General features: G+C 68.5%; 25 protein-coding genes. 15 read left to right on the forward strand and 10 right to left on the reverse strand.

Annotated features, from left to right (window positions below):
* The 11 genes from A5784_RS18530 to A5784_RS18580 form a co-directional block, all read left to right on the forward strand.
* The coding region (locus A5784_RS18530; RefSeq protein WP_156750647.1) for an amino acid permease at positions 1 to 666 on the forward strand (666 nt) is incomplete at its 5' end.
* Positions 667 to 675: 9 nt separating this feature from the next.
* Complete coding sequence (locus A5784_RS18535; RefSeq protein WP_064946368.1) at positions 676 to 1,008, forward strand: TfoX/Sxy family protein; 333 nt, start codon at positions 676 to 678, stop codon at positions 1,006 to 1,008.
* Between the two features lie 40 nt (positions 1,009 to 1,048).
* Positions 1,049 to 1,699: an HhH-GDP family DNA glycosylase gene (locus A5784_RS18540; protein ID WP_064946369.1), complete on the forward strand. Its 651-nt coding sequence runs from the start codon at positions 1,049 to 1,051 to the stop codon at positions 1,697 to 1,699.
* A gap of 80 nt (positions 1,700 to 1,779) precedes the next feature.
* Positions 1,780 to 2,004, forward strand: a complete 225-nt coding sequence (locus A5784_RS18545) for a hypothetical protein (RefSeq protein ID WP_064946405.1) — start codon at positions 1,780 to 1,782, stop codon at positions 2,002 to 2,004.
* 14 nt (positions 2,005 to 2,018) lie between these two features.
* Positions 2,019 to 2,894 carry an oxygenase MpaB family protein gene (locus A5784_RS18550; protein ID WP_064946406.1) on the forward strand — a complete coding sequence of 292 codons (876 nt, stop codon included), beginning with the start codon at positions 2,019 to 2,021 and terminating at the stop codon, positions 2,892 to 2,894.
* Positions 2,894 to 3,139, forward strand: coding sequence for a hypothetical protein (locus A5784_RS18555; RefSeq protein WP_064946370.1), 246 nt, complete (start codon positions 2,894 to 2,896; stop codon positions 3,137 to 3,139). Before A5784_RS18550 ends, A5784_RS18555 begins: the two co-directional genes overlap by 1 nt.
* Positions 3,140 to 3,167: 28 nt before the next feature.
* Positions 3,168 to 3,737: a hypothetical protein gene (locus tag A5784_RS18560; RefSeq protein ID WP_064946371.1), complete on the forward strand. Its 570-nt coding sequence runs from the start codon at positions 3,168 to 3,170 to the stop codon at positions 3,735 to 3,737.
* Between the two features lie 39 nt (positions 3,738 to 3,776).
* Positions 3,777 to 4,511 carry a DUF72 domain-containing protein gene (locus A5784_RS18565; RefSeq protein ID WP_064946407.1) on the forward strand — a complete coding sequence of 245 codons (735 nt, stop codon included), beginning with the start codon at positions 3,777 to 3,779 and terminating at the stop codon, positions 4,509 to 4,511.
* 6 nt (positions 4,512 to 4,517) lie between these two features.
* Positions 4,518 to 5,756, forward strand: coding sequence for an NAD(P)/FAD-dependent oxidoreductase (locus A5784_RS18570; RefSeq protein ID WP_064946372.1), 1,239 nt, complete (start codon positions 4,518 to 4,520; stop codon positions 5,754 to 5,756).
* A gap of 113 nt (positions 5,757 to 5,869) precedes the next feature.
* Positions 5,870 to 6,517, forward strand: a complete 648-nt coding sequence (locus A5784_RS18575; protein WP_064946373.1) for a hypothetical protein — start codon at positions 5,870 to 5,872, stop codon at positions 6,515 to 6,517.
* Complete coding sequence (locus A5784_RS18580) at positions 6,517 to 9,699, forward strand: helicase HerA domain-containing protein (protein WP_064946374.1); 3,183 nt, start codon at positions 6,517 to 6,519, stop codon at positions 9,697 to 9,699. The genes A5784_RS18575 and A5784_RS18580 overlap by 1 nt, the downstream gene beginning before the upstream one ends.
* Before the next feature lie 42 nt (positions 9,700 to 9,741).
* Here A5784_RS18580 and A5784_RS18585 read toward each other — a convergent pair whose 3' ends face one another.
* From A5784_RS18585 to A5784_RS18615, 7 genes are read right to left on the reverse strand one after another with little or no spacing between them, the layout of a single operon-like run.
* Complete coding sequence (locus A5784_RS18585) at positions 9,742 to 10,791, reverse strand: substrate-binding domain-containing protein (RefSeq protein WP_064946375.1); 1,050 nt, start codon at positions 10,789 to 10,791, stop codon at positions 9,742 to 9,744.
* 55 nt (positions 10,792 to 10,846) lie between these two features.
* On the reverse strand, positions 10,847 to 11,863 hold the full coding sequence (locus tag A5784_RS18590; RefSeq protein WP_232006128.1) for an ABC transporter permease: 1,017 nt from the start codon (positions 11,861 to 11,863) through the stop codon (positions 10,847 to 10,849).
* A complete protein-coding gene (locus tag A5784_RS18595; RefSeq protein WP_064946377.1) occupies positions 11,860 to 13,392 on the reverse strand; it encodes a sugar ABC transporter ATP-binding protein in 1,533 nt (510 codons plus the stop codon). Before A5784_RS18595 ends, A5784_RS18590 begins: the two co-directional genes overlap by 4 nt.
* Positions 13,389 to 14,447 (reverse strand): zinc-dependent alcohol dehydrogenase, encoded by a 1,059-nt coding sequence (locus A5784_RS18600; RefSeq protein ID WP_064946378.1) that lies wholly within the window; start codon positions 14,445 to 14,447, stop codon positions 13,389 to 13,391. The genes A5784_RS18595 and A5784_RS18600 overlap by 4 nt, the downstream gene beginning before the upstream one ends.
* The gene (locus tag A5784_RS18605) at positions 14,441 to 15,208 is read right to left on the reverse strand and encodes an SDR family NAD(P)-dependent oxidoreductase (RefSeq protein WP_064946379.1); all 768 of its coding nucleotides are present in this window, start codon (positions 15,206 to 15,208) and stop codon (positions 14,441 to 14,443) included. Before A5784_RS18605 ends, A5784_RS18600 begins: the two co-directional genes overlap by 7 nt.
* A 14-nt stretch (positions 15,209 to 15,222) precedes the next feature.
* Complete coding sequence (locus tag A5784_RS18610) at positions 15,223 to 16,239, reverse strand: NAD(P)-dependent alcohol dehydrogenase (RefSeq protein WP_064946380.1); 1,017 nt, start codon at positions 16,237 to 16,239, stop codon at positions 15,223 to 15,225.
* Positions 16,236 to 17,765, reverse strand: a complete 1,530-nt coding sequence (locus A5784_RS18615; RefSeq protein ID WP_064946381.1) for an FGGY family carbohydrate kinase — start codon at positions 17,763 to 17,765, stop codon at positions 16,236 to 16,238. Before A5784_RS18615 ends, A5784_RS18610 begins: the two co-directional genes overlap by 4 nt.
* A gap of 230 nt (positions 17,766 to 17,995) precedes the next feature.
* Here A5784_RS18615 and A5784_RS18620 point away from each other — a divergent pair, with 230 nt between their 5' ends.
* The gene (locus tag A5784_RS18620) at positions 17,996 to 18,910 is read left to right on the forward strand and encodes a sugar-binding transcriptional regulator (RefSeq protein WP_064946382.1); all 915 of its coding nucleotides are present in this window, start codon (positions 17,996 to 17,998) and stop codon (positions 18,908 to 18,910) included.
* Between the two features lie 6 nt (positions 18,911 to 18,916).
* Here A5784_RS18620 and A5784_RS18625 read toward each other — a convergent pair whose 3' ends face one another.
* A complete protein-coding gene (locus A5784_RS18625) occupies positions 18,917 to 20,392 on the reverse strand; it encodes an acetyl-CoA acetyltransferase (protein ID WP_064946383.1) in 1,476 nt (491 codons plus the stop codon).
* A 105-nt stretch (positions 20,393 to 20,497) separates the two neighbouring features.
* On the opposite strand from A5784_RS18625, the gene A5784_RS18630 reads away from it, so the two are divergent.
* Entirely contained in the window at positions 20,498 to 22,867 is a 2,370-nt protein-coding gene (locus A5784_RS18630) for a phosphoketolase family protein (protein ID WP_064946384.1), read from the forward strand.
* A 38-nt stretch (positions 22,868 to 22,905) separates the two neighbouring features.
* Positions 22,906 to 23,664 carry a CPBP family intramembrane glutamic endopeptidase gene (locus A5784_RS18635; protein ID WP_064946385.1) on the forward strand — a complete coding sequence of 253 codons (759 nt, stop codon included), beginning with the start codon at positions 22,906 to 22,908 and terminating at the stop codon, positions 23,662 to 23,664.
* A gap of 64 nt (positions 23,665 to 23,728) precedes the next feature.
* Here A5784_RS18635 and A5784_RS18640 read toward each other — a convergent pair whose 3' ends face one another.
* Entirely contained in the window at positions 23,729 to 24,373 is a 645-nt protein-coding gene (locus A5784_RS18640; protein WP_082944929.1) for a CGNR zinc finger domain-containing protein, read from the reverse strand.
* Positions 24,374 to 24,495: 122 nt separating this feature from the next.
* Between A5784_RS18640 and A5784_RS18645 the strand changes: the two genes are divergently transcribed.
* Positions 24,496 to 24,978 (forward strand): hypothetical protein, encoded by a 483-nt coding sequence (locus A5784_RS18645; protein WP_064946386.1) that lies wholly within the window; start codon positions 24,496 to 24,498, stop codon positions 24,976 to 24,978.
* Positions 24,979 to 24,983: 5 nt separating this feature from the next.
* Here A5784_RS18645 and A5784_RS18650 read toward each other — a convergent pair whose 3' ends face one another.
* On the reverse strand, positions 24,984 to 26,000 hold the full coding sequence (locus tag A5784_RS18650) for a zinc-binding alcohol dehydrogenase family protein (RefSeq protein ID WP_156750648.1): 1,017 nt from the start codon (positions 25,998 to 26,000) through the stop codon (positions 24,984 to 24,986).
* Positions 26,001 to 26,012 lie beyond the last annotated feature (12 nt).

A 26,012-nucleotide genomic window follows, 5' to 3' on the forward strand; every position in this document is an offset into this window, starting at 1 on the left:
GCCGTCATCATCTCGGTCACCCCGTGGCGCGAGATCAGCGCCGACCGCAGCCCGTTCGTCGCCATGTTCAGCCTCGCGGGGCTGGGTGTGGCCGCGTCTGTGGTCAACTTCGTGGTGCTCACGTCGGCGACCTCGTCGGCCAACTCCGGTATCTACTCCACCTCGCGAATGGTCTACGGCCTCGCGCAGGAAGGTGACGCGCCGTCGGCCTTCGGCAAGCTCACCTCGCGCCATGTGCCTGCCAACGCGCTGTTCCTGTCCGGGGTGTTCCTGCTCTCGGGTGTGGTGATGGTAGCCGTCGGTGGCTCGATCATCGAGGCGTTCACCATCGTCACCACCATCTCGTCGCTGTGCTTCATCTTCGTCTGGACGATCATCCTGACCAGCTACCTGGTGTATCGCCGGCGGCGTCCTCACCTGCACGAGGCGTCGAAGTTCAAGATGCCCGGTGGCATCGCGATGTGCTACGTGGTGCTGGCGTTCTTCGTGTTCCTGGTCTGGGCGTTCACCCAGAAGGCCGACACGCTGCACGCGCTGCTGGTCACGCCGGTGTGGTTCATCGTGCTCGGCATCGCCTGGACGGTGCTGCGGAGCAGGCCCCGCCACCTGGCACGGGAGGCCGCGTTCCGCGCCGAGCTGGAATCCCAGGACAACTCGGACGAGTGAGCCGACGCCATGGCCTTCGACCCGGACCTCGCTGACCGCATCCGCGAACTCGTCGCCGCCGAACGCGGCGTCGAGGAGAAGCGCATGTTCGGCGGACTGGCGTTCCTGATCAACGGCAACATGGCGATCGCGGCCAACCGCGGTGGCGGCCTGCTGGTACGGGTGCCTCCGGAGGACGCCGAGCAGTTGCTGAGCCGAGAACACGTCGAACTGATGGTGATGGGTGGACGCGAGATGCGCGGCTGGCTCCGCGTCGACCCGGCCGGGGTGCGCACCAAGCGGCAACTGCAGAGCTGGGTCGCGCGGGGCGTCGGTTTCGCCAAGGGCCTGCCACCCAAGTGACACCGCGTTTCCGCGACGCAGCAGCGGGTACGCGGACGGCATGGCCAAAGACGATCTGGTCCGGCGCCTGCTCGACACCGCCGGGACGACATACGCCGAGCAAGCCGGTATTCACCTGCGGGACAAGCCCATGCCACTGTTCGAACTGCTCGCGATGTGCATGCTCGCGAGCAAACCGATCGACGCCGGGATCGCGACACAAGCCGCCCGCGAACTGTTCAGCCGCGGGTTGCGCACGCCTCAGGCGGTGCTCGATGCCGACCGGCAGACGATGATCCAGGCGTTCGGCCGGGCCCACTACGCCCGCTACGACGAGAGTTCCGCAACCCGGATGTCCGCGATCGCGACCGCGGTGCGCGACGGGTACGGCGGAGACCTGCGTCGGCTCGCCGACAAGAGCGAGCACGACACGGGCGCGGCCAAGCGATTGCTGATGCGGTTCAAGGGAATCGGCGATACCGGCGCAGACATCTTCCTGCGCGAGGTGCAGGACACCTGGCCGTGGGTGCGCCCGTATTTCGATGATCGCGCGCTGGCCGCCGCGGCGGATCTCGGACTGCCCGCCAGCCCCGCGGCCCTGGGCCGGATGGCGCCGCGCGATACCGCGAAACTGGCCGCTGCCCTGATCCGGGTTTCGCTGGATTCCGGCCTGCAAGCCGAGCTGACAGACGGCGCGACGTCGACCGCATGACATAGCCAATCTGGCCGAACCGCACCGCCCCCGCCAGAATGGCCATTAACATAGGGCACGACGACGGGGGTGACCGGTTCATGCTGACCGCAGTACGCAAGATCTTGGGCTTTCAGATGACGATCGCCGAGTGGATCGGCACCGCGATCATCCTTGCCGTCCCCTACCTGGTCATCGGCGTGGCGTGGTCGGTGACCCACGTGGATCACCTGCACGGCATGGACCGCACCGACGCTGTCGTGTCGTTCCTCGGTTCCATCGTGTCGTGGCCGGTGCTGTTGTTCGCCAACGTCTGTATGACATGAAGGGATCCGCATCCATGCCTGTGGGCAACGACGTTCTCGCCACCCGGATCTCGGTGAAACGCCGCACCTCCCGGTGGGACGACTACCCGGTCAGTGTCGCCGACGCCATGGACTTCTGGGCCTTCGCGGCGGGCGCGGCCAACGTCATCATGCAACTGGCCCGCCCGGGCGTCGGGTACGGAGTGGTGGAAAGCCCGGTCGACTCGGGCAACCTCCTCAAGCATCCGTGGAAGCGGGCCCGCACCACGTTCAGTTATCTGGCCGTCGCCATCCTCGGCAGCCCCGAGGACCGCAAGGCATTCCGCGCCGCCGTCGACGTCGCGCACCGGCAGGTGCGATCAGGTCCGTCAAGCCCGGTGGCCTACAACGCCTTCGACCGGGACCTGCAGCTGTGGGTGGCGGCCTGCCTGTTCGTCGGGTTGGAGGACACCTACCAGCTGCTGCGCGGCGAGATGTCAGCCGAGCAGGCCGAGCAGTTCTACCAGTCCGCGGCGACGCTGGGCACCACACTGCAGGTCACCCAGGAGCAGTGGCCTGCCACCCGCGCCGAGTTCGACACTTACTGGGACACCGCCTGCGCGCACGTGGCCATCGACGACGTCGTGGGCGCCTACCTGCACGACCTGGTCGCCCTGAAGATGGTGAATCCACTGCTGCGCGTGCCGTTCCGGCCGTTGCTGCGGTTTCTCACCGCGGGTTTTCTGGCTCCGGTGTTCCGTGATGCGCTGGGGGTCGGCTGGGGACCGACGCGCCAGCGGCTGTTCGAGTGGCTGTTTCTGCTGGTCGCGTTCGGCAATCGGTTCCTGCCGGTGTTCCTCCGGCAGGGCGGAAGCTATCTGCTGCTCGCCGACGTGCGCCGCCGGGCCCGCTCCGGCCGGCCGCTGATCTGATGCTCCGCCGGGTCCTCGGCCGCCGGGTCAGCGTCGAGCAGTTGCTCGAAACCCTGATGTGGCTGGCCATCCCGTACCTGGTGGTCGGCCTTGGCTGGAGCTTCTTTCACGCCGAGCAGGTCGGGGCGATCGAGAAGGCGCTGCTGACGCGGCTTCCCGCGGGCGCGAACCTGGTGGCGTTCGGCGTGGAGACTGCGCTGTGGCCACTGTTGCCGTTCGCCGGCGACATCTGCGTGACGCCGTGAGCCGGCCGTCAGGCTATGGTTGCGCGTCGTGAGACGTTGTGCGGTCCTGATTGCGGCAGCTGCGGCCCTGGCCGGGTGTACGTCCGGCACAGTCGTCAACACCGGCGAGGCACCCCCGCAAACCGCCACAAGCACTTCCACGCCCGTGCCGCAGTACGGCACCGCGAACCTGGTCGACAGCTCGGCTTACGCCACCGAGGTCAACGGCCGCACCGGCTACTACTTCAGCACTCCCAGCGGACGCTGGCGCTGCGCGATCCTGCCCCGCGACAAGGCGGGCTGCCAGTCGGCAAGCGGATTGTCGACCATCTCCGTCCCCGGCGCGCCGACCGCCGTACCCGACGGCAGCGGCGGAACCAGCGCGCCCAACGCGGTTGCCGTCGACCGTGACCACGACGCCGGATTCATCGCGCTGACCGAACCCGATTTCTCGGTCGACGGCGCCAAGCCGCTGCCGTTCGGCAAAGTGCTTGCGGTGGCAGGTTTTCGGTGCAACGTGCAGCAATCGTCCGGCGTGTCGTGCGTGCGGGAGCTGACGGGCAAAGGATTCACGTTCTCGGGCGACGCGTTCGTCCCGCAGTACACCGACGTCCCGTGACTACCGTGGAGACCGCGGACGCGAGGAGCAGGTATGGCCATGATCCGGATCGGCACGTCGGGCTGGTCGTATGACCACTGGACCGACGTGCTGTACCCGACCGGGACGCCGGTCTCGGCCCGGCTGGCCCGCTACACCGAGGAATTCGACACGGTCGAACTCAATGCCAGCTTCTACCGCTGGCCCCGCGACACCACGTTCGCCGGATGGCACCAGCGGCTGCCCGCCGGATTCACCATGTCGGTCAAAGCCCACCGCGGCTTGACCCACTTCCGCCGGCTGCGCTCCCCCGAACCGTGGATCGAGCGGTTCGACCGCTGCTGGACGGCGCTGGGCGACCGTGCCGAAGCCCTGCTGGTCCAGACCCATCCGGCTCTCGAACGGGACGACGACCTGCTCGCCGGATTCCTCTCGCAGCTGCCCGCGCGTATCCCCGCGGCGATGGAACTACGGCACCCGTCGTGGCATGAACCCGCGGTCTATGAGCTGCTGGAGCGGTTCGGCGCGGCGTATGTGGTGATGAACGGACCGGGGTTGCGGTGTGAACCACGCACCACCGGTCACCTGGCCTACGTCCGGCTGCACGGACCCGCCGACGCCACGATGTACGCCGGCTCCTATCCCGATGACGAACTGGCCCAATGGGCCGAGAGGATCCGCGCATGGGATGCCGAGGGCCACCGCGTCGTCGTGTACTTCAACAACGATCTCGGCGGTCATGCAGTGCGCAATGCCCGAACCCTCAAGCGGCTACTCGCGGCACGAGTACGCTGAGTTGGCATGACTCAGTCTGCGTCACAGTCATCCAGGTTCGTGATCGTCGGCGGTGGCCTGGCCGGCGCAAAAGCTGCTGAAGCACTGCGGGACAAAGACTTTGGCGGCCATGTCACCCTGTTCGCCGCCGAGGAGCCGCTGCCCTACGAGCGCCCGCCGCTGTCCAAGGAATTCCTGGCAGGCAAGAAGGCGCTCACCGATTTCACCGTCCACGACGCCGACTGGTACCGCGACCACAACATCGACCTGCGGCCGGGCACCACGATCACCGCCATCAATCCCAGCGACCACACCGTCAGCCTGCCCGACGACAGCACCGTCGCCTACGACAAGCTGCTGCTGGCCACCGGGTCCGCGGCGCGGCGCCCACCCATCCCCGGCAGCGACGCGGAAGGCGTGCACTACCTGCGCACCATCGACAACGCCACGGCGTTGCGCGACACGCTGACCGAGGGCGCGTCGCTGGCCATTGTCGGCGCCGGCTGGATCGGGCTTGAGGTCGCCGCAGGCGCTCGGGAACGCGGTGTCAACGTCACCGTCGTCGAGTCGGCCCGGCTGCCGCTGCTGGGTTCCCTCGGCGCCGAGGTCGGCGAGGTGTTCGCGCAGCTGCACCGCGATCACGGGGTCGACCTGCGACTGAACGAATCGGTGCAGGAGATCACCGTGGCCGACGGACGCGCGACCGGTCTGCGGTTGGGTGACGGGTCCACCGTGGCAGCCGATGCCGTGTTGGTCGCGGTCGGCGCCGCGCCCAACATCACGCTGGCCGAGCAGGCAGGGTTGACCATCGCCGACGGCGGCGTGCAGGTCGACGCGACGCTGCGCAGCAGCGATCCCGACATCTACGCCGTCGGCGACATCGCCGCCGCCCAGCACCCGCTGCTGGACACCCGCATCCGCACCGAACACTGGGCCAACGCCCTCAAGCAGCCCGCCACCGCGGTCGCGGGCCTGCTCGGCAAGCCTGCCGAATACACCGAGCTGCCGTACTTCTTCACCGACCAGTACAACCTCGGCATGGAGTACGTGGGACACGCCCCCGAATACCACCAGGTGGTGTTCCGCGGGGACGTCGCCAAGCTCGAGTTCGTCGCCTTCTGGCTGTCGGCGGAGAACCGGGTGCTGGCAGGCATGAACGTCAACGTGTGGGACGTGCTCGACGACATCAAGACCTTGATCCGGTCACGGGCCCAGGTCGACCCGCAACACCTGGCCGATCCGCAGCGGTCACTGGCATCCGGTTAACTGGTCCCCGAGACCATTTCGACGGCTGGGCCCGAACTCGGCGCACCGCGCGGTGCGCCGCGCGGGCCAGGGCCCCGGCGCGAGCCGATCCCGGCAGGAAGGTGACACCCCCGGTGAGTGTGAGCCCCGACGAGCTGACCGGCACCGAGCAGGCAGTTCTGCTGGTGTTGATGGCAGAGTCCCGCCCGGTAGCCAACCCGGAACTGGAACGGCTCGGCCCGAAGCTCGACAAGCCGGGCCGCGACCGGCTCAACCGCCTCGGCCTGATCGAGACCACCGCCGGACGACCCCTGGTGCACGAGCTCACCGACGCGGGCTGGGCGGTGGCCCGTGAGCTGTTCGGCGCCGACGCCCCGCCGCGATCCCAGGGCCAGGGCCGCGCGCTCTACACGCTGCTGCACGCCCTGCGGCGCTACTTCGACCACGCCGACCTGGTGCCCGCCGACGTGTTCCTGCCGCCGGACGACGGCGCACCGGAGGTACCCGCACGCGCCGAGCCCGACGGTGTCGAAGACCGGCTGCGTGCGGCGTACACGCGGCTGGCCGCCCGGCCCGGCGGCTGGGTCAGCCTGCTGCGGCTGCGCGAGGAGGTTCCCGACGTCACACGCGCGACCGTCGATGCCGCACTGATCAGCCTCTACCAACAACCCGGCGTCAGCCTGATCCCGGAGGAGAACCAGAAGGTGCTCACCCCCGCCGACCGCACCGCCGCCGTGTCCATCGGCGATCAGCACAAGCACCTGATCGCGATCGAGTCCTGATGGAGTTGCAACACCGCGAAGCACTCAGCGCCCTCCGCCTGACCTGGGCACCCACCGCCGACGATCTCTGGCACTCGCAAGGTTCGCTGCACGTCGGCGGACTTCACGACCGACCGATGGCCGACGTGATGGCGGCGTTCGGCGGTGCCCAGCGCGAAGCCGATTCCAGCCCGCTCGGCGTGGTGGTCCGAGGCCCCGCCGGGTCGGGCAAGACGCATCTGCTCGGCCAGGTACGCGAACAGGTGCAGCTGGCCGGCGGGTACTTCTTCCTCGTCGAACTGCTCGATGCGGCCGGCTTCTGGCAGTCTGCCCGGTCAGGCATCCTGGAGAGCCTGGGCCGTCCCGGCGGCGAACGCGACACCCAGCTCAAGGATCTGCTGTGGGAGCTGTCGTCGGTCGCCCACATCTCGCGAGCCAATCGTCGGGCCACCATCGGCGACGATGAGCTGACCCCCGAGATCCTCAGCGACTTCGTCAACGCCCTGCACAAGGCGCGCCGCGAGACCGTGCGCCGCACCCACCACACCGTGCGGGCGCTGGTGCTGCTGGCCGCCGCCGACCTGGAGCTGCAGGACATGGGCGAGGCGTATCTCACCGGTAACGACAGCTCAGGACGCGACGAACGCGCAGTGTGGGGCCTGCCCGCGCCGACGCTGACCGCGCAGGAATCCGTGCGCGACATCTCCCGGATCATCGCGCTGGCCGGCCCCGCGGTGCTGGCCCTTGACCAGATCGACACGCTGCTGGCGCAGGCCGTCGAGCGCACCGACATCGACGCGGACGTGCCGTCTCCGGAGAAGCGGAAGGCCGCCGAGGCGGGCAACCGCGACCTCGAGCACGTCGCGCACGGGCTGATGGCGATCCGCCAGACGATGCGCAGGACCGTGTCGGTGGTCGCGTGCCTGCCCGCGGCGTGGGAGGCCATCCAGGACCGGGCCACCGCGACAGTCCACGACCGCTTCCGCACCACCGCGCTGCTGCAGGGCCTGCCCACGCCCGACGTCGGCCGCGCCATCCTGGAACGGCGCTTCACCGCCAGTTATCGGGCCGTGGGGTTCGCTCCGCCGTATCCGAGCTGGCCGATCCTCCCGTCGGCGTTCGATGACGCCACCCAGTACACGCCGCGGCAGTTGCTCAAGCGGGCCGACGCCCACGTGCGGCGCTGCCTTGAGCGCGACACGGTCGAGGAGCTGGCCCGGTTGACCGGTGAGGTGGCCGAGGCGCACGAACCGTCGAGTGGGGATGCGCCGCGCGGCGACACCGGCGAACTCGACCGCCGGTTCGCCGAGTACCGCAGGCGCGCGGTGCCCGCGGCCGCCCTCGATCCCGACGGCGAGGACACCACGATGCCGGGCCTGCTGACCGCGGCACTGGAAGCGTGGATCACCGAACACGGCGAGAGCGAGCAGACGTTCCGGCCCGACCCGCCACCCGGCTCCCGAGTGGTGCTGCACGCCCGGTTGCGCCAGAGCCTTGATGCCAGCACCGACGACGAACGGCACTGGGCGTTTCGGGCCATCGCATCGGGCAACGCCGTCGCGGTGCTCAACAGGATTCGCAAAGCTTGCGAGGCAACGGGTTTGAGCAGCGACCGGGCCGACCGGCGCCGGCTGTTCCTGCTGCGCAACACCGCGTGGCCCAACGGCGCCAAGACGGCCGCGATGCTCGCCGAGTTCGAAGCGGCAGGAGGCAAGGTGCTGCCGCTCAGCGAAGACGATCTGCGCACCATGACCGCGCTACGTGATCTGATCGACGACAACCACCCCGACCTGCCGGAGTGGCTACGTCAGCGCAGACCCGGGCACGGCATCGCGGTGTTACGCGCCGCGCTCGGCGATCAGGCCGGTGAGGCGCCGCCGCCCATCCCGGCACCCGAGACTGCCGCCGCCAGGCCGATCCCCGCCCCCGTCGAGGTACCATCCGTCCCCGTCGAGCACTCCCCCACAGCCATCACGCTCGGCGTGGATGCCGTTTCGGGACAATCGGTTTCGGTCGACGTGGCGGCGCTGCGCAAGCACACCGCCATCTTCGCCGGCTCCGGGTCGGGCAAGACGGTCCTGATCCGCCGCCTGGTCGAGGAATGCGCGCTGCGGGGTGTGTCGTCGATCGTGCTCGACCCCAACAACGATCTGTCTCGGCTGGGCAGCCGCTGGCCGGAACCGCCGCCGGGCTGGAACCCCGCCGACGACGAGCGCGCCGAAGATTACTTCGACAACACGGAAGTGGTGGTCTGGACGCCGCGGCGGGCGAACGGCCGGCCGCTGAGCTTCCAGCCGCTGCCCGATTTCGCCAGCGTGCTCGATGACGAGGATGAGTTCGGCGACGCGGTCGAATCGGCGGTCGCCGCGCTCGAACCGCGGGCACTGATCTCCGGCAACACCGCCAAGGCCACTCAGTCACGGGCCGTGCTGCGGGAAGCGTTGCGGTACTACGGCGCTCAGCATTCGGTGACGCTCAGCGGCTTTCTCGACCTGCTCAGCAACCTGCCGCTTGAGGTCAGCGAGCTGGGCGAAGCCCGCAAACTGGCCGCCGCGCTGAGCCAGAACCTGCGGGCCGCGATCGTCAACGATCCGCTGTTCGGCGGGGCCGGGACAGCCGTGGATCCCGGAGCCCTGCTGACGCCGTCACCCGGTTATCGCGCCCGCGTCTCGGTGATCAGCATGGTGGGCCTGACCAGTGAGCAGCAGCGGGAAGGCTTCGTCAACCAGCTGCAGATGGCGTTGTTCGCGTGGATCAAGCGCAACCCTGCCGGCGACCGGCCGCTGGGCGGGCTGCTGGTGATGGACGAGGCCCAGAACTTCGCGCCGTCCAGCCACACCACGGCGTGCACCCACAGCACGCTCGCGTTGTCGTCGCAGGCCCGCAAATACGGGCTGGGCCTGGTATTCGCCACCCAGGCACCGCGCGGCCTGCACAATCACATTCCCGGCAACGCCACCACCCAGTTCTACGGCCTGCTCAATTCGCCGGCCCAGATCGCCGTGGCACGCGAGATGGCAAGGGTGAAGGGCGGTTTGGTGCCCGACATCAGCAAGCTGCGGTCGGGGAATTTCTACCTGGCCGCAGAAGGCGAGGCGTTCAACAAGATCCGCACGCCGTGGTGCCTGTCGTATCACCCGCAGAGTCCGCCGACCGCCGACGAAGTACTCGAACTGGCCCAGCGAGAACTGGCCGCCCGGTGACGCGTGCGGGGCCGGTCCACGTAGGACCGGCCCCGCCGCGCATCAAGGCTGCTTCTGGCCGGGGATACCTTCGTACGCGATGTCGCCGGTCTGCAGATTCTTGTTGGTGAGCTCGACGAGGCCGTCGAGGAACTTCTGCCGATCGGTCACCACATGCGCCAGTGCGACATCCACGTTCTCCTTGGTGATCGCGGGCATCACGTAGACCGGGTCGGTCTTCACGTTCTGCTTCTTCACCAACGCGTTGGCCACCGCCAGGCCCGCCGACAGCTCGACGGTGCCGTTCTGCAGTGAGGTGCCGATGAACTCACCGTTCTTCACCGCGTTCAGGCCGTCCTCGATGCCGTCGATCCCGACGATCGGCACCCCGTTGCGGCCTGCCTCCTTGAGCGCCTGCAGGGCACCCAGGCCCATGTCGTCGTTCTGCGATACCACGCCGTCAATCTGGTTGCCGAAGCTGGAGATCCAGTTCTTCATCTTGTTGACGGCCTGGTCGCGCTTCCAGTTGGCGGTGTCCTTGGCCAGCACCTTGATGCCTGGGTACTTGGCGAGCACCTGGTCGATCCCCTTGCCGCGGTTGATCTCACCGGATCCGCCGAGCGGCCCCTGCAGGACGACGATGTTGCCCTTGCCGCCGAGCTTGTCGGCCATCATCTGCATCTCCTGGGCACCGGCCGCGACATCGTCGGGTTGCACGTTGCCTGCCAGGTCCGGGCTCTGCAGCTCGGCGTTGACGGCCAGCAGCGGGATCCCCTTGGCCTTGGCGGCGGCGACCTGCGGTGCCAGCGAATCCGCCTGCACCGGAACGACGATGATGGCCTCGACGCCCTGGTTGATCAGCGAGTCGACCTGGCTGGCCTGTGTCGACACGTCGTCGTTGGCCGAATTCCACACGAGCTCGATGTCGTTGGCCTTGGCGTAGGTGTCCATCCCCTCTTTACCCGCGGTGATGAACGAGCTCATGTCGTACACCGTCACGCCGATGCGGTGGGTGGACTTGTTGGCGTTCGGGTCACCCGCACCGCATGCGGTCATGCCGAACCCGAGTACGCCGACCGACGCGATCACGCCCAGCTGCCTCGACAGTCTCATCTGGTTGTCTCACTCTCTACTTGATGGGTTGGTCTGCTGAGTCCTGCTGGGCCGGTCATGTTCGGCGCCGGGACGACCACACGTCGACGGCGACGGCCGCCACGATCAGCACGCCCTTGATCACGTCCTGCCAGTACGCAGGCACGACCAGGATGTCCAGGCCGTTGTTGAGCGTCTGAATCATCAACAGACCCAACGCCGTACCCCAGATCGTGCCGCGTCCACCCATCAGGCTGGCACCACCGATCACCACCGCGGCGATCGCGTCGAGTTCGTAGCCGCGGCCCAGGTTGGGCGGGCCGGAGATGACCCGCGAGGCGAGCATGACGCCGGACAGGCCGGCCAGCACACCGGAGAAGGCGTACACGCTGAACAACACGTTGCGGGCGTTGATGCCTGCGATCTCGGCGGCGTTGCGGTTGCCGCCCACGGCGTAGACCCGCATGCCGTAGGTGGTGCGCTTCATGATCACCGCCAGAGCGATGATGCCGACGATCATCAGCAGCACCGGGATCTGCAAGCCCAGGATCTTGGTGTTGGCGATCTTGCCGAACTCGGCGGGCAGCCCGTTGATCGGTGCCCCGCCGCCGATGACGTACGCCATGCCCGATCCGGCGGTCAGCGTGCCGAGGGTGGCGATGAACGGCGGAACGTTCAAGCGGGACACCAGAAGTCCGTTGACGCAGCCGACGGCGAGCCCGACGAGGATGGCCACCAGCACGGTCAGCCAGACCTGGCCTGGATTGGCCTTGGCGGTGGCGGCCGCCGCCATCGCCGAGACTGCGATGACACTGCCGACCGACAGGTCGATACCGCCGGTGAGGATCACCAGCGTCTGGCCGAGTGCGATCAGCGCGAATGGTGCCGCGGCCACCAGGATGGTGATCAGATTGTCCGGTGTGGCGAATCGCGCACTGCGGTAACTGAAGTACGCGATGACCAGCAGCATCACGATCACCATGGCGTAGCGCACGGCGATCCCGCCGAACCACTGCGGGGAGAACAGCCGCACGGGCTCGCCGGTGGTCGGCGAGGCCACCGTCGCGGCGGGCTCTTCGGATGTGGTCGTCACGATGCTTCCTCCTGCTCAGCGTGGTCTTCCCTGGCGGCGAGGGCGGTGGCCATCCGGAACACCGACTCCTGCACCTCGGGGTGGTCGAGGTCCTCGCGGTCGAGCTCGCCGACCAGCGCGCCGCCGCGCATCACGAACGCGCGGTGCGACAGGCCGACGACCTCGGGCATGTCCGAAGACGCCATCAGCACGGCCATGCCCTGTGCCGCGAATTCGGTGATGATGCGGTAGATCTCGCTGCGGGCGCCGACATCCACGCCGCGGGTGGGTTCGTCGAGCAGCAGCACGTTGACCTGGCCGGTGAGCCAGCGCGCCAGCACCACCTTCTGCTGGTTACCGCCGGAGAGCGTGCCGACCTCCTGTCCCAGCCCGCGGCTGCGCAGCCGTACCGACGACATCACCTCCGAGACGGCCGTAGTGCGGGCCTTGCCGCGCAGCCAGCCCGCCACGCTGAACGACGACATCCGCGGCAGCGTGCCGTTGTCCAGCACGCTCATCGACAGCACCGCGCCCGAGAGTTTGCGATCCTCGGGAACCATGGCCATCCCCGCGGTGATCGCCGCCGCAGGCTGATTGCGTTTGACGGCCTTGCCGCGCACCGTGACCTGTCCGGTGCTGCGCCTGGCCCCGAAGATGCCCTCCAGCAGTTCGGTCCGCCCAGCCCCGACAAGACCTGCGAGGCCGACGATCTCGCCGGCCTTGACGCTGAACGACACGGGCCCGGATGCGCCCTCGACGTGCAAGTCCCGAACCTCGAGCACGGTATCGGTGCCGGGCTCACCGCGATCGGGAAACAACGTGTCGAGTTCGCGGCCGATCATCGCGGTGACGATGTCGTCGTCGGAGACGTCGGCGATCGCCTTGTCGAGGATGAGCCCGCCGTCGCGCAGCACCACCACGCGGTCGGCGATGGCGCGGATCTCGGCCATCTTGTGGGTGGTGTAGACCATCGCGACACCCCGGTCACGGAGTTGCCGCACGATCTTGTACAGCCCCTCGACCTCACGCTCGGAGATGGCCGAGGTGGGCTCGTCGAGCATAACCACCTGGGCGCCTGTGCGAGCGGCCTTGACGATCTCCACGATCTGACGCAATCCGACGGGCAGGCTGCCCATCCGGGCCGTCGGCGGGATCGCCACGTCGAAAACCGCGAGGGTCTCCTTGGCCTCGGCGATCATCGCGCGCCGGTTGAGGAACGGCCCGCGCGTGAGTTCCCTTCCGACGAACAGGTTTTCGTAGACCGTCATGTCCTCGATCGAGGCCAGCTCCTGCGGCACGATGGCCACGCCGTTCTTGACCGCATCGCGGGTGCTGCCCGCCGTGAGGTGATTACCCTGCACCGACACGGTGCCGTGGTCGGCACTGTACTGGCCGGAGACGATCTTCATAAGCGTCGACTTGCCCGCCCCGTTCTCGCCGGACAGGGCCGTCACGGTGCCCGGTTCGAGCCGCAGGGTGATGCCCTTGAGCACCGGAACCCCGCCGAAACTCTTGCGGATGTCCGTGCATTCCAGCAGCGCCTGGCTCACGACGGCCCGCCCGCGCCGACGGTGACGAGCACCTTGACGTTCTCGGCGTCGGAAGAGGCCGTGAATGCCGCTGCGGCATCGGCCAGATCGAACTCCGCACTGATGATCTCGTCGACCGGGACGGCGCCCGACGCCAACAGGTCGAGCGCGGCCAGGAAATCCTCCCGCACGTACATGAGGTTGCCGATCAGCGCGAGCTCGCGGTCCTGGATCAGCCCCAGCGGCACCGGCGTCGCACCCTCGGCCACCCCGACGATCATCACGGCGCCGCCCTTGTCCACGAGGTCCACCGCCTGGGCCATCGAACTTTCCCGCGACACGCAGTCGATCACCACCGCGGCGGGCCCGCCCATGAGGCCCAGTGCGGTGTCGACGGCATCGGCGGTGGTGGGATCGAATGTGCCGATTGCGCCGAGCCTTTCGGCCCTGGCCCGCTTGGATTCCAGCAGGTCTGCGACGATCACGCGGGCACCGGCGTGGCGCGCGGCCAGCAGTGCGAACAGGCCGATGGGGCCCGCGCCGAGCACCACGACGGGCCGGCCGGCCAGATCACCGACCGCGGCCGCGGCTCGGCGCACGGTGTGCACCGGGGTGGCCAGCGGCTCGATCAGGATGGCGTGCCGATCATCGAGCCCGTCGGGCAGCGCCACCAGCCGGTCGGCGGCGATGGTGAACGAATCGGCCAGCGCACCAGGGGTTTGGCAGCCGAACACCAGCAGCTCCCGGCAGATGTTGTACCGGCCCTCGGCACACTGCGGGCACTTTCCGCAGGCCAGGTTCGGTTCGACGGCCACCCGGGTGCCGACCCAGCCGCCCTCGACACCGGGGCCCACCGCGTCGACGACCCCGACGGCTTCGTGGCCGGGCCGGTAGGGCAGCTCGATGAAGGGATGGCGGCCGCAGGCGGCGTGCAGATCGGACCCGCAGATGCCGACCACGGTGGTGCGGACCCTGACCTCACCGGGCCCCGGTACCGGCTCGGGGGTGATCTCCAGAGCCACGTCGTCGAGTGAGTTGACCACGACTCTCCGGTTGGATGCGCCGGTTTCTACCATGTGGTGTAGCCCCCGTCGGCCACCAGCACCGAGCCGGTGATGAACGACGCCGCGTCGCTGGCCAGGAACACCACACTGGGCGCGATCTCCTCGGGCAGCGCGTAGCGCAGTTGCGGGGTGTCATCGATCCAGTGCCGCTTGAACTCCGGCCGGTCGACGGGCGCCATATCGGTCTTGACGTAGCCGGGGGCCAGCGCATTGACCCGGATACCGAGCGGGGCCCATTCGGCGGCAAGCGATTTGGTGAGATGGTGCACGGCTGCCTTGGAGGCGTTGTAGGCCGGCTGCATCTGCGGCCGGTTCACGATGATGCCCGACATCGAGCCGATGTTCACGATCGAACCGGAGCCCCGCTCGCGCATGTGCGCGCCCACTGCGAGCGAACAGGCCCACAGCGCTTTGACGTTCAGGTCGAACACGTCGTCCCACTGCTGCTCGGTGACGTCCCACGACTCGGCGTGGTAGCAGGTTCCGGCATTGTTCACCAGGATGTCGATATGCCCAAGGGCGGCAATGGCTTCGGCTGTCATGCGCTCGACGTCGGCGGCCTTGGTGATGTCGGCGGTGATCGCATGCAGCTGATGACCCGCGGATGCGGTTTCAGCGACGACCTTCTCGTTACGCTCGGCGTTGCGGCCGGAGAACGCAACGCGCGCACCGGCTTCGGCGAGCCCGACGGCAAAAGCCTTGCCGAGGCCCTGGTTGCCGCCGGTCACCAGCGCGGTGCGGCCGGTCAGGTCGAACGGGGATGTCTTGCTCATGGCGGGTTTCTCACTCACTGCGGTCGGACGATGGACTTGAGGCTGGCCGGGTCGGTGTCGCTGTCGAGGGCTTCGCCGACGTGTTCGAGGTCGTAGCGACCGGTCACCATGGCGTCGAGGTCGACGGCTCCGCTGGCCGCCAGATGGATTGCGGCGGGCCAGGTATCGGTGTAGCGGAACACCCCGGTGACGTTGATCTCGAGGTTCTGGATATGGCTGACGGGCAGCGCGTACTCGTCGGCGCCCATGCCGACCAGCACCACGTGACCGGCCGGGCCGACGGCCTTGATACCGCTCACGACCGCGACCGGGACACCGGTGGCGTCGACGAACGCGTCGACCGGTTCGATGGCCGACACGTCGACGGCCGTCGGGTCGAGCACCTCGGTGGCGCCGAACTGCAACGCCTTCTCGCGGCGCGAGGCGACCAGATCGGTGACGACGATGCGGGCCGCACCGAACGCGCGTGCGGCCTGCGCGCAGATCACGCCGATGGGTCCCGCGCCTGCGATCAGGATCGACGAGCCGGGCACGACGTGCGCCTTGCGCATCGTGGCGATGGCGACCGACAGCGGCTCGAGCAGCGCGGCGGCCTCATCGGACACCGAGTCCGGTACGGCATGCGCCATGTCGTCGTCGATGGTGACGTAGCGGCAGAACGCGCCGTCGACGGGCGGCGTGGCGTAGAACTTCATCTCCGGGCACAGGTTGTACCGCCCGGCCAGGCACTGCTTGCAGCGGCGGCACGGATGCTGCGGCTCCACCGCGACGCGCTGGCCGACCCGGTCGGGATCGACGCCATCGCCGACGGCGACGATGCGCCCGGACAACTCGTGACCCAGGATCATCGGTTCCTCGACGACGAAATCGCCGATGCGGCCGTGCCGGTAGTAGTGCACGTCGGAGCCGCACACGCCGACCGCGGCGACCTCCACCAGCACCTCATGGGCTGCGGGTGACGGCACGGGCCGGTCTTCGATCTGCAGGGTGCCGACACCGGTCATCACGCTCGCGCGCATGGTTGTGGTCATCTGACTGTCTCCTCTCGGTGGTCCTGGTCGGGGGTGAGCAGCGCGTGCCCGCCGGAATCCAGAAGCGGCGAGCGGGCCACCTCGGCCCACCTGGCTCGAAGCGCGGTGAGGTCACGGCGGCGGCGCCGGGGTGCGACGCGTGCCCGTACCGGGGGTTGCCAGCGCTTGGCCAGGTCGACCAGTCCCGCGACGTTCATCTCCCCCGCTACCGCAGCCGCCTGGACACACGCCCCGCGGGCGGTCGCCTCATCGGCGTCGAGCACGGTCACTTCGTCAGCGAGCAGGTCGGCGAGCAGCTGCAGCGTCGCCGGCGAGCGGGTGCCGCCACCAACCGCGACGGCAGCGCCGCCGAGGTTGACGCTGCACTCGCGCAGGTGATCTCGCGCGTTCATCAGAGACAGCAGCGGACCTTCGACGAAGGCTCTGGCGAGTTCTTCGCGGGTGGTGTGACTGGTGACGTCGACGAGGCCGCCGCGCGCCTGCGGGCGGTCGGGTTTGCGCTCGCCGTCGAGAAACGGGACCAGCACCGGACCGGGCGTATCCCCGGCGGCCAGCGCGAGCTCGGCCAACCCGGCCAGGTCGGTGCCGAGCAGCCGGGCGGCGACCTCGCTGACCCGGGCCGCATTGAGAGTGCTGACCAAGGGGAGGTAACCGCCGGTCAGGTCGGCCACGCCGTCGACCATCCCGGTCGGATCGAAAACCGGTGCGCGCCGCGACGTCGCGACCACGCCGGAGGTGCCGATGCCGATGTACTGGTCACCGTCTTCGAGGCCGAGACCCAGATACGCCGCGTGCTGATCACCGCCGCCGGGCGCCACGGTGGTCCCGGCTTCGAGGCCCAGCGCTGCCGCGGCCGCCGCGGTGAGGGTGCCGGCAGGCTGGCACGGCGCGAGGACCGTCGGCAGCATCGCCGACCAGTCCCGCGGTCCGCCGGCCAGATCCAGATATCCCGGGATCCATTGCCCGGCATCGGTGTTGAAGTAACCGGTGCCTGACGCATCGGAACGGTCGGTGACCCGCGCGCCGGTCAGCCAGTAGGTCAGGTAGTCGTGCGGCAGCAGAAGAGTGGCGGCCCGATCGAGCGTGCCGGGCTCGTGCGCGGCCAACCATGCCAGTTTGGCGATGGTGAACGCCGCGGTCGGCAGTGAGCCGACACTGCGGATCCAGCGTCCGGACCCGATGCGTTCGATGAGCGCCGCGAGGTTCGGCGCTGCGGTGGTGTCGTTCCAGAGCTTGGCGGCGCGCAACGGTTCGCCGTGCGCGTCGAGCACTACCAGGCCGTGACACTGGGCGGCCACCGAGATGGACCGGATGGCCGGGGCGACCGGGCATGCGGCCAGTGCGGCGTGGGTCGCTTCGATGAACGCGCTGACCCAGTCCTGTGGATGCTGTTCACTGCAGGGCGGGAACGCGGGCGGGTGTGCGGCCGAGCCGGACCCCAGCAGCCGTCCGGTGGCCAGCTCGCGAATCTCGACCTTGCACGACTGCGTGGACGAATCCACGCCCAGCACAGCATCTTCGGTCATGCCAGCACCAAGGGATCGGCGGATTCCTGCGACAACACCGCACCGGCCGGGGCGACCGAATCGGTCTCGTCCTCGACGGTCATCCGCTGGTCGCCTCCGCTCATCTGATATTCATGACCCTCATCTGATCGACTGTGACTCGGATCATGCAGTGCTCTATGCTCATATGTCAATGCGGCTGCACATATGTGCATCGTGTCGGCCGCGCGAGTCCGGAAGGGGGGGCAAGCGTGGGGCCGGACGAGCTGTTCCAGCGGGCGATGATCGCCCGGCGCTACTACCTGGAGGGCCGCACCCGCATCCAGATCGCCGACGAACTCGGCATCTCGCGGTTCAAGGTGGCACGCGAGCTCGACGAGGCAGTCGCGTCGGGGATGGTGGAGATCAAGATCCACGACCCCGGCTCCATCGACGTGGCGCTGTCCTCGGCGCTGCAGAGCAGGTTCGGTTTGCAGCACGCCTATGCCGTCACCTCCGCCGACTCGGGCGACCGGGTCGAAGCCGTGACCCGGGCGACCGCCGAACTGCTGCAATCGATTCTGCGAGAGGGGGACGTGATCGGCGTCGACTGCGGCCGCACCCTGGCCCGCATCGCCGACCACCTCACCACACTGCCGGCCTGCGACGTCGTCCAGCTCACCGGCATGGCCGGCGCGATCACGCACAACGGCGCCGATCTGGTCCGGCGGATCAGCGAGGTCAGCGGCGGAACCCCGTGGCCGCTGTACGCACCGCTGGTGGTCTCCGACGCCCGTACCGCCGCCAGCCTGGCCGGCAACCAGCAGATCCAGGACACCTTCTCCCGCTACCCGCAGGTCAGCTGTGCGCTGGTGTCGGTCGGCGCATGGAGCCAGGGCGCCTCCCAGGTCTACGCATCGCTGTCGGACGACGAGGTCCGCGAGTTCACGGCGGGCGGTGTGTGCGCCGAGACATGTGCACTGCTGCTCGACGCCGACGGCCGCCGCCTGCCCGGCCTCGACGACCGGCGCATGGGCATCGACGAGACCACTCTGCGCGCCATCCCCACGGTCATCGCGCTGGCGACCGGCGCAGAGAAGATCGCCGCCACCCGCGCCGTGCTGCGCTCCGGGATGGTGTCGGCACTGGTCACCGATTCCGAGATCGCCGCCGCGATCCTCGGCTGAGCGCGCTCAGATCAAGTTCGCGGTGCCGTCGGCATGGACGGTGACCTTGGCGCCCGCGACGTCACCGGCCACCGTCGCAGCCGCATCGGACGAGTCGGTGATCAACGCAAGGGTGCGCGCGTCGTCGGGCGTCCGCACGGCCAGATAGGCCTTCTCGGGTGTGCCGTCACGCTGAAACGGCGTGGTCCACGATTCGACCGTCCCCACACCCGACCACTCGACCGCCAATCGGCGGACGGGCTCGCGGTCAACGGCGGATTGCACGTCCTCCCAACGGAATTCACGACTGGGCGGTTCGGTCCCGTAGACCCCGAAACTGTGCTTGGTCAGGTAACCACCGTTGGCGGTGATCAGGCCGCGCGTGCCCGGGCGGGCCACCAGTTGCTCGGCCATCGTCGCGATCGAATGCGTGACGTAGTTGTTCCACGGCCCGCCCGCGAAGGTCAGCCCGCCGGTGACGGTCAGCGGCCGCGCCGGATCCCCCAGCGGCAGACCGAGTTCGGCCGCGGCCACCTGCACCGCCGACGGGAAGCACGAGTACACATCGATCAGGTCGAGCTCGTCGACGCCGAGTCCTGCCAACTCGAGCACCCGGCGGCCACCGATGCGGATCGCCGGGGACCGGTAGAGTTCCGCGCGCTCCCCGATCGCGTACGTATCGTGCGCATCGGTCCCCGCGTACGGGAAAACCCAACGGTCCCTGGGAATCTGGAGATACTGCGCCTTCTCAACCGACGTGACGATCAGCGCCGCACCCTGATCCACCATGTTGTTGGAGTTCATCAACTTGGTATAGGGCCAGCTGATCATCCGGTTGTCCGGACCGGGTTCGGCGATCTGCTCGGCCGTGAACCGTTCGGTGGTCCAGGCGTGCGGATTACCTGCCGCCACCGTGCTGAATTGCGACCACAGTTCGCCGATGCGCCGCTGGTGGACATCCGGGGCCTCGCCCGCCGCGATCCGCACCGCCTGCTCGAACATCGGATACACGTACGCCGGGCGGTCGAGCATGATCCGGATCTCGGCGTCGCCTGCCATCGGCACGCCGTCGTCGCTGCCCGGCGCCAACGGCACCGATTCGTCCTGATGGGTCCAGTCGGGCTTGACACCGCGGGCCCGCAGACGGCTTCGCGTACGCCAGGTTTCGGCACCCGCGATCAGCACCGCATCGGCCCGCCCTGCCATCACGTCCCGGCTCGCCTCGTTGACCAGGGTCTGGGGCACGTTGCCGCCGATGCCGGTGTAGCGGGTGGACGCATTGCGGGCGCGAATCCGCTGCGCCAGCAACTGTCCCGGATCGCGATAGCGCCACGACAACAGGTTGACGATGCGGACGGAGTCCACGGCCTCCAGGACCCGCGGGTCGGCGGCGTTGCGGGCCGCGGCCACCATGAGGTCGACCGGTTCCCGCGCCGGATCCTCGTCGCGCTGATTGACCTGGCCGTACCCGACGAGTACCGGCGTCCTTGGGTCGGTGGGCATCGGTGCACCATATCCGGCTCGCGACGGCGACGATTCGCGACATTGCCGCCGCCGGCGTCAATAATTCTCACCCGCTGTTCACCGATCGGGGCCATGATGGGATAGATGACTGCACAGGCGCTCACCCCTACGCTGTCCGATGCCGAACTGACGCTTATCGATTCTTACTGGCGCGCCGCCAATTACCTGTCGGTCGGCCAGATCTACCTGCTGGACAACCCACTGCTGCGCGAACCACTGGTGGCCGACCACGTCAAACCCCGCCTGCTCGGCCATTGGGGCACGACGCCGGGACTGAACCTCATCTACGCCCACCTCAACCGCATCATCCGCGAGCGCGACTCCGACGTCATCTACATCACCGGGCCGGGTCACGGCGGCCCGGGACTGGTGGCCAACGCCTACCTGGAAGGCACGTACAGCGAGGTATACACGGGCATCGGAGAAGACGCCGACGGACTGCGAAAGCTGTTCCGGCAGTTCTCTTTTCCCGGCGGCATCCCCAGCCACGTCGCGGCCGAGACACCGGGTTCCATCCACGAGGGTGGCGAGCTGGGCTATGCGCTGGTGCACGCCTACGGCGCCGCCTTCGACAACCCTGATCTGGTGGTGGCCTGTGTGATCGGCGACGGTGAGGCCGAGACCGGACCACTGGCCGCCAGTTGGCATTCCAACAAGTTCCTCAACCCGGTGACCGACGGCGCGGTGCTGCCGATCCTGCATCTCAACGGCTACAAAATCGCGAATCCGACTGTGCTTGCCCGCATTCCGGCCGAGGAACTCTACGCCCTGCTCTACGGGTACGGCTACCGCCCCATCACGGTCGCCGGTGACGATCCGGCAAACGTGCACCAGCAGCTGGCCACGGCCTTCGACGAGGCCTTCGACCAGATCGCCGCGATCCAGCGCGCTGCCCGACTCGACGGCGAACCCGGCCGCCCGCTGTGGCCCATGATCGTGCTGCGCACCCCCAAGGGCTGGACCGGCCCGAGCGAGGTCGACGGCAAACAGGTCGAGGGCACCTGGCGCTCGCATCAGGTACCGCTGTCGGAAACCCGCACCAATCCCGAGCACCTCGCCCAACTCGACGAGTGGCTGCGCAGCTATCGCCCCGAGGAGCTGTTCGACGACACCGGGGCATTGCGGGAAGAGCTCCGGGCCGCCGCACCCACGGGCGGGCGGCGCATGAGCGCCAACCCGCATGCCAACGGCGGATTGCTGCTGCGTGACCTCGACCTGCCGACCTTCACCGACTACGCCGTCACCGTCGACCAGCCGGCGGCCGGCACCACGGAGGCGACCCGGGTTCTGGGCGCGTTCCTGCGCGACGTCATCGCCCGCAACCCCGACCGGTTCCGGCTGATGGGCCCCGACGAAACCGCGTCCAACCGGCTGGCGTCGGTGTTCGAATCGACCGACCGCGCCTGGCAGGCCGAGATCGAACCCGGCGACGACCACCTGGCGCCCGACGGCCGGGTGATGGAGGTGCTCTCCGAACACCTGTGCCAGGGCTGGCTCGAGGGCTATCTACTGACGGGCCGCCACGGCCTGTTCAACTGCTACGAGGCGTTCGTACACATCGTCGACTCGATGCTCAACCAGCACGCCAAATGGCTGTTCAGCAGTTCGCACCTGCCGTGGCGGCGTCCCATCGCGTCGCTGAACTACCTGCTGACCTCGCATGTCTGGCGCCAAGACCACAACGGCGCGTCACACCAGGACCCAGGGTTCATCGATCACGTGGCCAACAAGCGGCCCGAGGTGGTGCGGGTGTACCTGCCGCCGGACGCCAACACCCTGCTGTCGGTCGCCGACCACTGCCTGCGCAGCCGCGACTACGTCAACGTCATCGTGGCGGGCAAGCAACCGGCGCTGAACTACCTGACCATGGACGAGGCCATCGCCCACTGCACGCGAGGGCTGGGCATCTGGGAATGGGCCAGCACCGGATCCGACGAACCCGACGTGGTGCTGGCCTGTGCCGGTGACATCCCGACGCTGGAGACCCTTGCCGCGGCCGACATCCTGCGCCACCGGCTCCCCGACCTGAAGGTCCGGGTGGTCAATGTCGTCGACATCATGCGGCTGCAACCCGAGTCCGAGCATCCGCACGGCATGTCCGAACGCGAATTCGATTCGGTCTTCACCACCGACAAGCCCGTCATCTTCGCCTACCACGGCTACCCGTGGCTGATCCACCGGTTGGCGTACCGGCACGCCAACCACGACCAACTGCACGTCCGCGGATTCAAGGAACGGGGCACCACGACGACACCGTTCGACATGGTCATGCTCAACGACCTGGACCGGTTCCACCTCGTGATGGACGTCATCGACCGGGTCGATGGGTTGTCCAGCCGCGCCGCCGGGCTGCGACAGGAGATGGTCGACGCCCGGCTGGCCGCCCGCAGCTACACGCGCGAACACGGAGAAGACGATCCGGCGATCTCCGGCTGGACCTGGGAACGGATGTGACCTGGGGCATTGCGTAGCGCCCGTATGATGGGCAAGTTATGTCTGACCACGCCGCGGTAGCCGAGCATCCCCTGGTGGGCCAGCTGTCGGCGTTGCATCACTTCCGTATCTACGCCGATATCGGTGTCGTGGTCGTGGTGTTGACGCTGACGAATGTGATCGCACACTTCACCACACCGTGGGCCAGTGTCGCGACCGTGCCCGCTGCGGCGCTCGGATTGCTGGCCCTGGTGCGGGCCCGCGGCCTGGGATGGGCCGAGCTCGGTCTGAGCCGCGAGCACTGGCGATCAGGCGCCGGTTACGCGCTGGCGGCGGTCGCCCTGGTGCTGACGGTAATCGCGATCGGCGCCCTGTTGCCGTGGACGCGGCCGATGTTCATGAACAACCACTACGCGACCATCTCGGGCGCACTGATCGCATCGATGGTCATCATCCCCTTGCAGACGGTGATTCCCGAGGAACTGGCCTTCCGTGGCGTTCTGCACGGCGCGCTCGACCGGGCCTGGGGTTTCCGTGGTGTCGCCGCTGGCGGTTCGCTGCTGTTCGGCCTGTGGCACATCGCCAGCTCCCTGGGCTTGACCAGCGGCAATGTGGGATTCACCCGGCTGCTCGGCGGCGGGTTCTTCGGCATGGTGGCCGGGGTCGTGATGGCCGTGGTGGCCACCGGCGTCGCCGGATTCGTGTTCACCTGGCTGCGCCGGCGCAGTGGCAGCCTGCTCGCGCCGATCGCCCTGCATTGGTCATTGAACGGCCTCGGTGCATTGGCCGCAGCGGTCGTCTGGCACCTGTCGACCTGAGCTCGCGGCAGCTCAACTCGCGCCTCCGGCGCGGCAGCTCAACTCGCGCCTCCGGCGCGGCAGCTCAACTCGCGCCTCCAGCGCGGCGGCGCGCCCGGAACTCGCGGTTCTTCAGCTTGTTGCCACAGTCGGCCATATCGCACCAGATGCCGCCGTGGTTGCGGGATCTGTCGTAGAACGCCCACGCGCATTCATCGTTGGCGCATGCCTTGAGCCGTGACCAACTGCCGTCGCGCTGAGCGTCGCGCATCACCACCAGCAGCTCGATGAGACGCTCGCGCAGGCTGTCTCCGGACGCGGACAGTGTGACCTGCCCCTCGGCGTCCAACCCGGCCTGCGCAGGGGCTCCTTCGGCAACTTCACGCAGGGCCCGCAGAGCGCGCGGCCCGGGTGCAGCGCCTCCGGCGTTGTGAATCAGTAGCGCCCGCAGCGCTTCCCGAACCTCGCGGAGGAACACCAATTCGTCGGCGGTCGGGCTGGCGCCCGCTTTCAGCAGACCGTTGTCGATCAGCCAGGGGGCGGCATCGTCGGCGCGCGCCAGCCGGTCCGGGCCGTCGGGCAGTTCGACGGTGTTGACCAGAGCTTGAACCCGGGCAAGGGGCCAGGGTGCGGGTTTCGTCTCGTCCTCCGCGGGCCACCGCACACGCGAATCGCCCGGCGTACGCGAATCGACCCGCGCACGCGAGGAGCGCACATCGACCTGAGTCATGGCACCACGGTACCGCAGAGTGACCGGTTAAATCAGTTGACCAGTCACTCATGACCGGCGTAGCGTTTTTACCAGTCACGCTTTTCCAGACCCGATATTGAGCAAACTACGAGGTAGCCGCCATGACCGACAACCGATTTTCTGCGCCGTCAGTCCCCACCCACACGCCCGCCGCAGATCCGTCGACCATCGCACAGCCCTCGACCCGGGCCCGCCTGCTCGCGCGCCTCAACGCGGGAAAGCTGGATGCGATGTTGGCCGTGGGGGCTCCGACCCCGGCAGGCAGTGCGATCGCCGTGCGTGCGGCCCGCCTGACGTCGATCCCCGAACGCGAGGAATTGGCCCGGGTTCTGCGCGAGATCGTCGAGCAGGCCAGCGCTGACGTGAACGCGTGGTCCGCGCGAGTCCCGTTGCACTACACCAACGTCGCCGCCGCAGCGGACGTCGTCGACGCAATCAGGTTGCGGCTGCACGCGCCGCTCCCGGTCAGCGCCCGTGGCATGGCGCGGTTGAACCGGGTGCTGACCGACGGCTGCGGTCCGCTGTACGAGAACGGGCGCGGCGATCTGGCCGGGCGACTCGGCGCAGCGCTGGCCGCGATGTAGGTCCGTCAGGGCACGAGGACCGCCGCGCCGGCAATCCGTCCTGCGCTCAGATCGGCCAGCGCATGGTCAGCACGATCCATCGCATACCGCGGCGTGGTGACCTCCACCCGGTGCGTGCCGACAAACGCCAGGAACTCTCGAGCGTCGTCGCGGGTGTTGGCCGTCACCGACCGGATTTCGCGCTCTTGGAACAGATGCCGTTGATAGTTCAGAGCGGGAACGTCGGTCAGGTGAATGCCGGCGATGGCGAGCACCCCGCCACGATCGAGCGCTTCGAGCGCGGGGAGCACCAACTCCCCCACCGGCGCGAAGAGGATGGCGGCGTCCAGCGGCTCCGGCGGACGGTCGGCGCTGCCCTGCACCGACGCGGCACCGAGCGCCGTGGCGAGCTCGCGGGCCCGCTCACCGCGCGTCATGACATGCACGGTCGCACCCTGAGCGATCGCAACCTGGGCGGTCAGATGCGCACTGCCTCCGAAGCCGTAGATGCCCAGCCGTCCGCCGGCCGGCAGATCGGTTCGCCGTAGCGCGCGGTACCCGATGATGCCGGCACACAGCAGCGGTGCGAGTTCGGAATCGGAATAGCCCTCAGGCAACCGGTGAACGAACGAGGCCGGGGCAGTGGCGAATTCGGCGTACCCACCGTCGGCGTCCCACCCGGTGTATTGCGAACGGGGACACAGGTTCTCCCGCCCGCGGCGGCAGTACCCACACTGGCCGCAGGTGTGTCGTAACCAGGCCACCCCGACGCGGTCGCCGGGCGCATAGCTGTCGTCGACATCGGGGCCGACCCTCACCACCTCGGCAACGACCTCGTGCCCGGGTATGACCCGAGGGCGGTGCACCGGCAGATCACCCTCGGCGATGTGCAGATCGGTGCGACACACGCCGCAGGCCCGTACCGCGACAAGCAGCTCACCTGGTGACGGCTCCGGGACCGGAACCGTCACTCGCTGAAGCGGATTGGTGCTCACCGGGCCCGGGCTGGCAACCTGCCAGGCGGCCATACTCCCACTGGGCATGCGGCGGGCCGA

Origin of the sequence: Mycobacterium sp. 852013-50091_SCH5140682, from assembly GCF_001665685.1 — a bacterium.
Lineage (GTDB): Bacteria > Actinomycetota > Actinomycetes > Mycobacteriales > Mycobacteriaceae > Mycobacterium.

Coding starts and splice junctions, on each gene's coding strand:
- A5784_RS18535 (WP_064946368.1), top strand. CDS start 676: ATGGCCTTCGACCCGGACCTCGCTGACCGCATCCGCGAACTCGTCGCC.
- A5784_RS18540 (WP_064946369.1), top strand. CDS start 1,049: ATGGCCAAAGACGATCTGGTCCGGCGCCTGCTCGACACCGCCGGGACG.
- A5784_RS18545 (WP_064946405.1), top strand. CDS start 1,780: ATGCTGACCGCAGTACGCAAGATCTTGGGCTTTCAGATGACGATCGCC.
- A5784_RS18550 (WP_064946406.1), top strand. CDS start 2,019: ATGCCTGTGGGCAACGACGTTCTCGCCACCCGGATCTCGGTGAAACGC.
- A5784_RS18555 (WP_064946370.1), top strand. CDS start 2,894: ATGCTCCGCCGGGTCCTCGGCCGCCGGGTCAGCGTCGAGCAGTTGCTC.
- A5784_RS18565 (WP_064946407.1), top strand. CDS start 3,777: ATGATCCGGATCGGCACGTCGGGCTGGTCGTATGACCACTGGACCGAC.
- A5784_RS18570 (WP_064946372.1), top strand. CDS start 4,518: ATGACTCAGTCTGCGTCACAGTCATCCAGGTTCGTGATCGTCGGCGGT.
- A5784_RS18580 (WP_064946374.1), top strand. CDS start 6,517: ATGGAGTTGCAACACCGCGAAGCACTCAGCGCCCTCCGCCTGACCTGG.
- A5784_RS18585 (WP_064946375.1), bottom strand. CDS start 10,791: ATGAGACTGTCGAGGCAGCTGGGCGTGATCGCGTCGGTCGGCGTACTC.
- A5784_RS18600 (WP_064946378.1), bottom strand. CDS start 14,447: ATGGTAGAAACCGGCGCATCCAACCGGAGAGTCGTGGTCAACTCACTC.
- A5784_RS18605 (WP_064946379.1), bottom strand. CDS start 15,208: ATGAGCAAGACATCCCCGTTCGACCTGACCGGCCGCACCGCGCTGGTG.
- A5784_RS18610 (WP_064946380.1), bottom strand. CDS start 16,239: ATGACCACAACCATGCGCGCGAGCGTGATGACCGGTGTCGGCACCCTG.
- A5784_RS18615 (WP_064946381.1), bottom strand. CDS start 17,765: ATGACCGAAGATGCTGTGCTGGGCGTGGATTCGTCCACGCAGTCGTGC.
- A5784_RS18625 (WP_064946383.1), bottom strand. CDS start 20,392: ATGCCCACCGACCCAAGGACGCCGGTACTCGTCGGGTACGGCCAGGTC.
- A5784_RS18630 (WP_064946384.1), top strand. CDS start 20,498: ATGACTGCACAGGCGCTCACCCCTACGCTGTCCGATGCCGAACTGACG.
- A5784_RS18635 (WP_064946385.1), top strand. CDS start 22,906: ATGTCTGACCACGCCGCGGTAGCCGAGCATCCCCTGGTGGGCCAGCTG.
- A5784_RS18640 (WP_082944929.1), bottom strand. CDS start 24,373: ATGACTCAGGTCGATGTGCGCTCCTCGCGTGCGCGGGTCGATTCGCGT.
- A5784_RS18645 (WP_064946386.1), top strand. CDS start 24,496: ATGACCGACAACCGATTTTCTGCGCCGTCAGTCCCCACCCACACGCCC.
- A5784_RS18650 (WP_156750648.1), bottom strand. CDS start 26,000: ATGCCCAGTGGGAGTATGGCCGCCTGGCAGGTTGCCAGCCCGGGCCCG.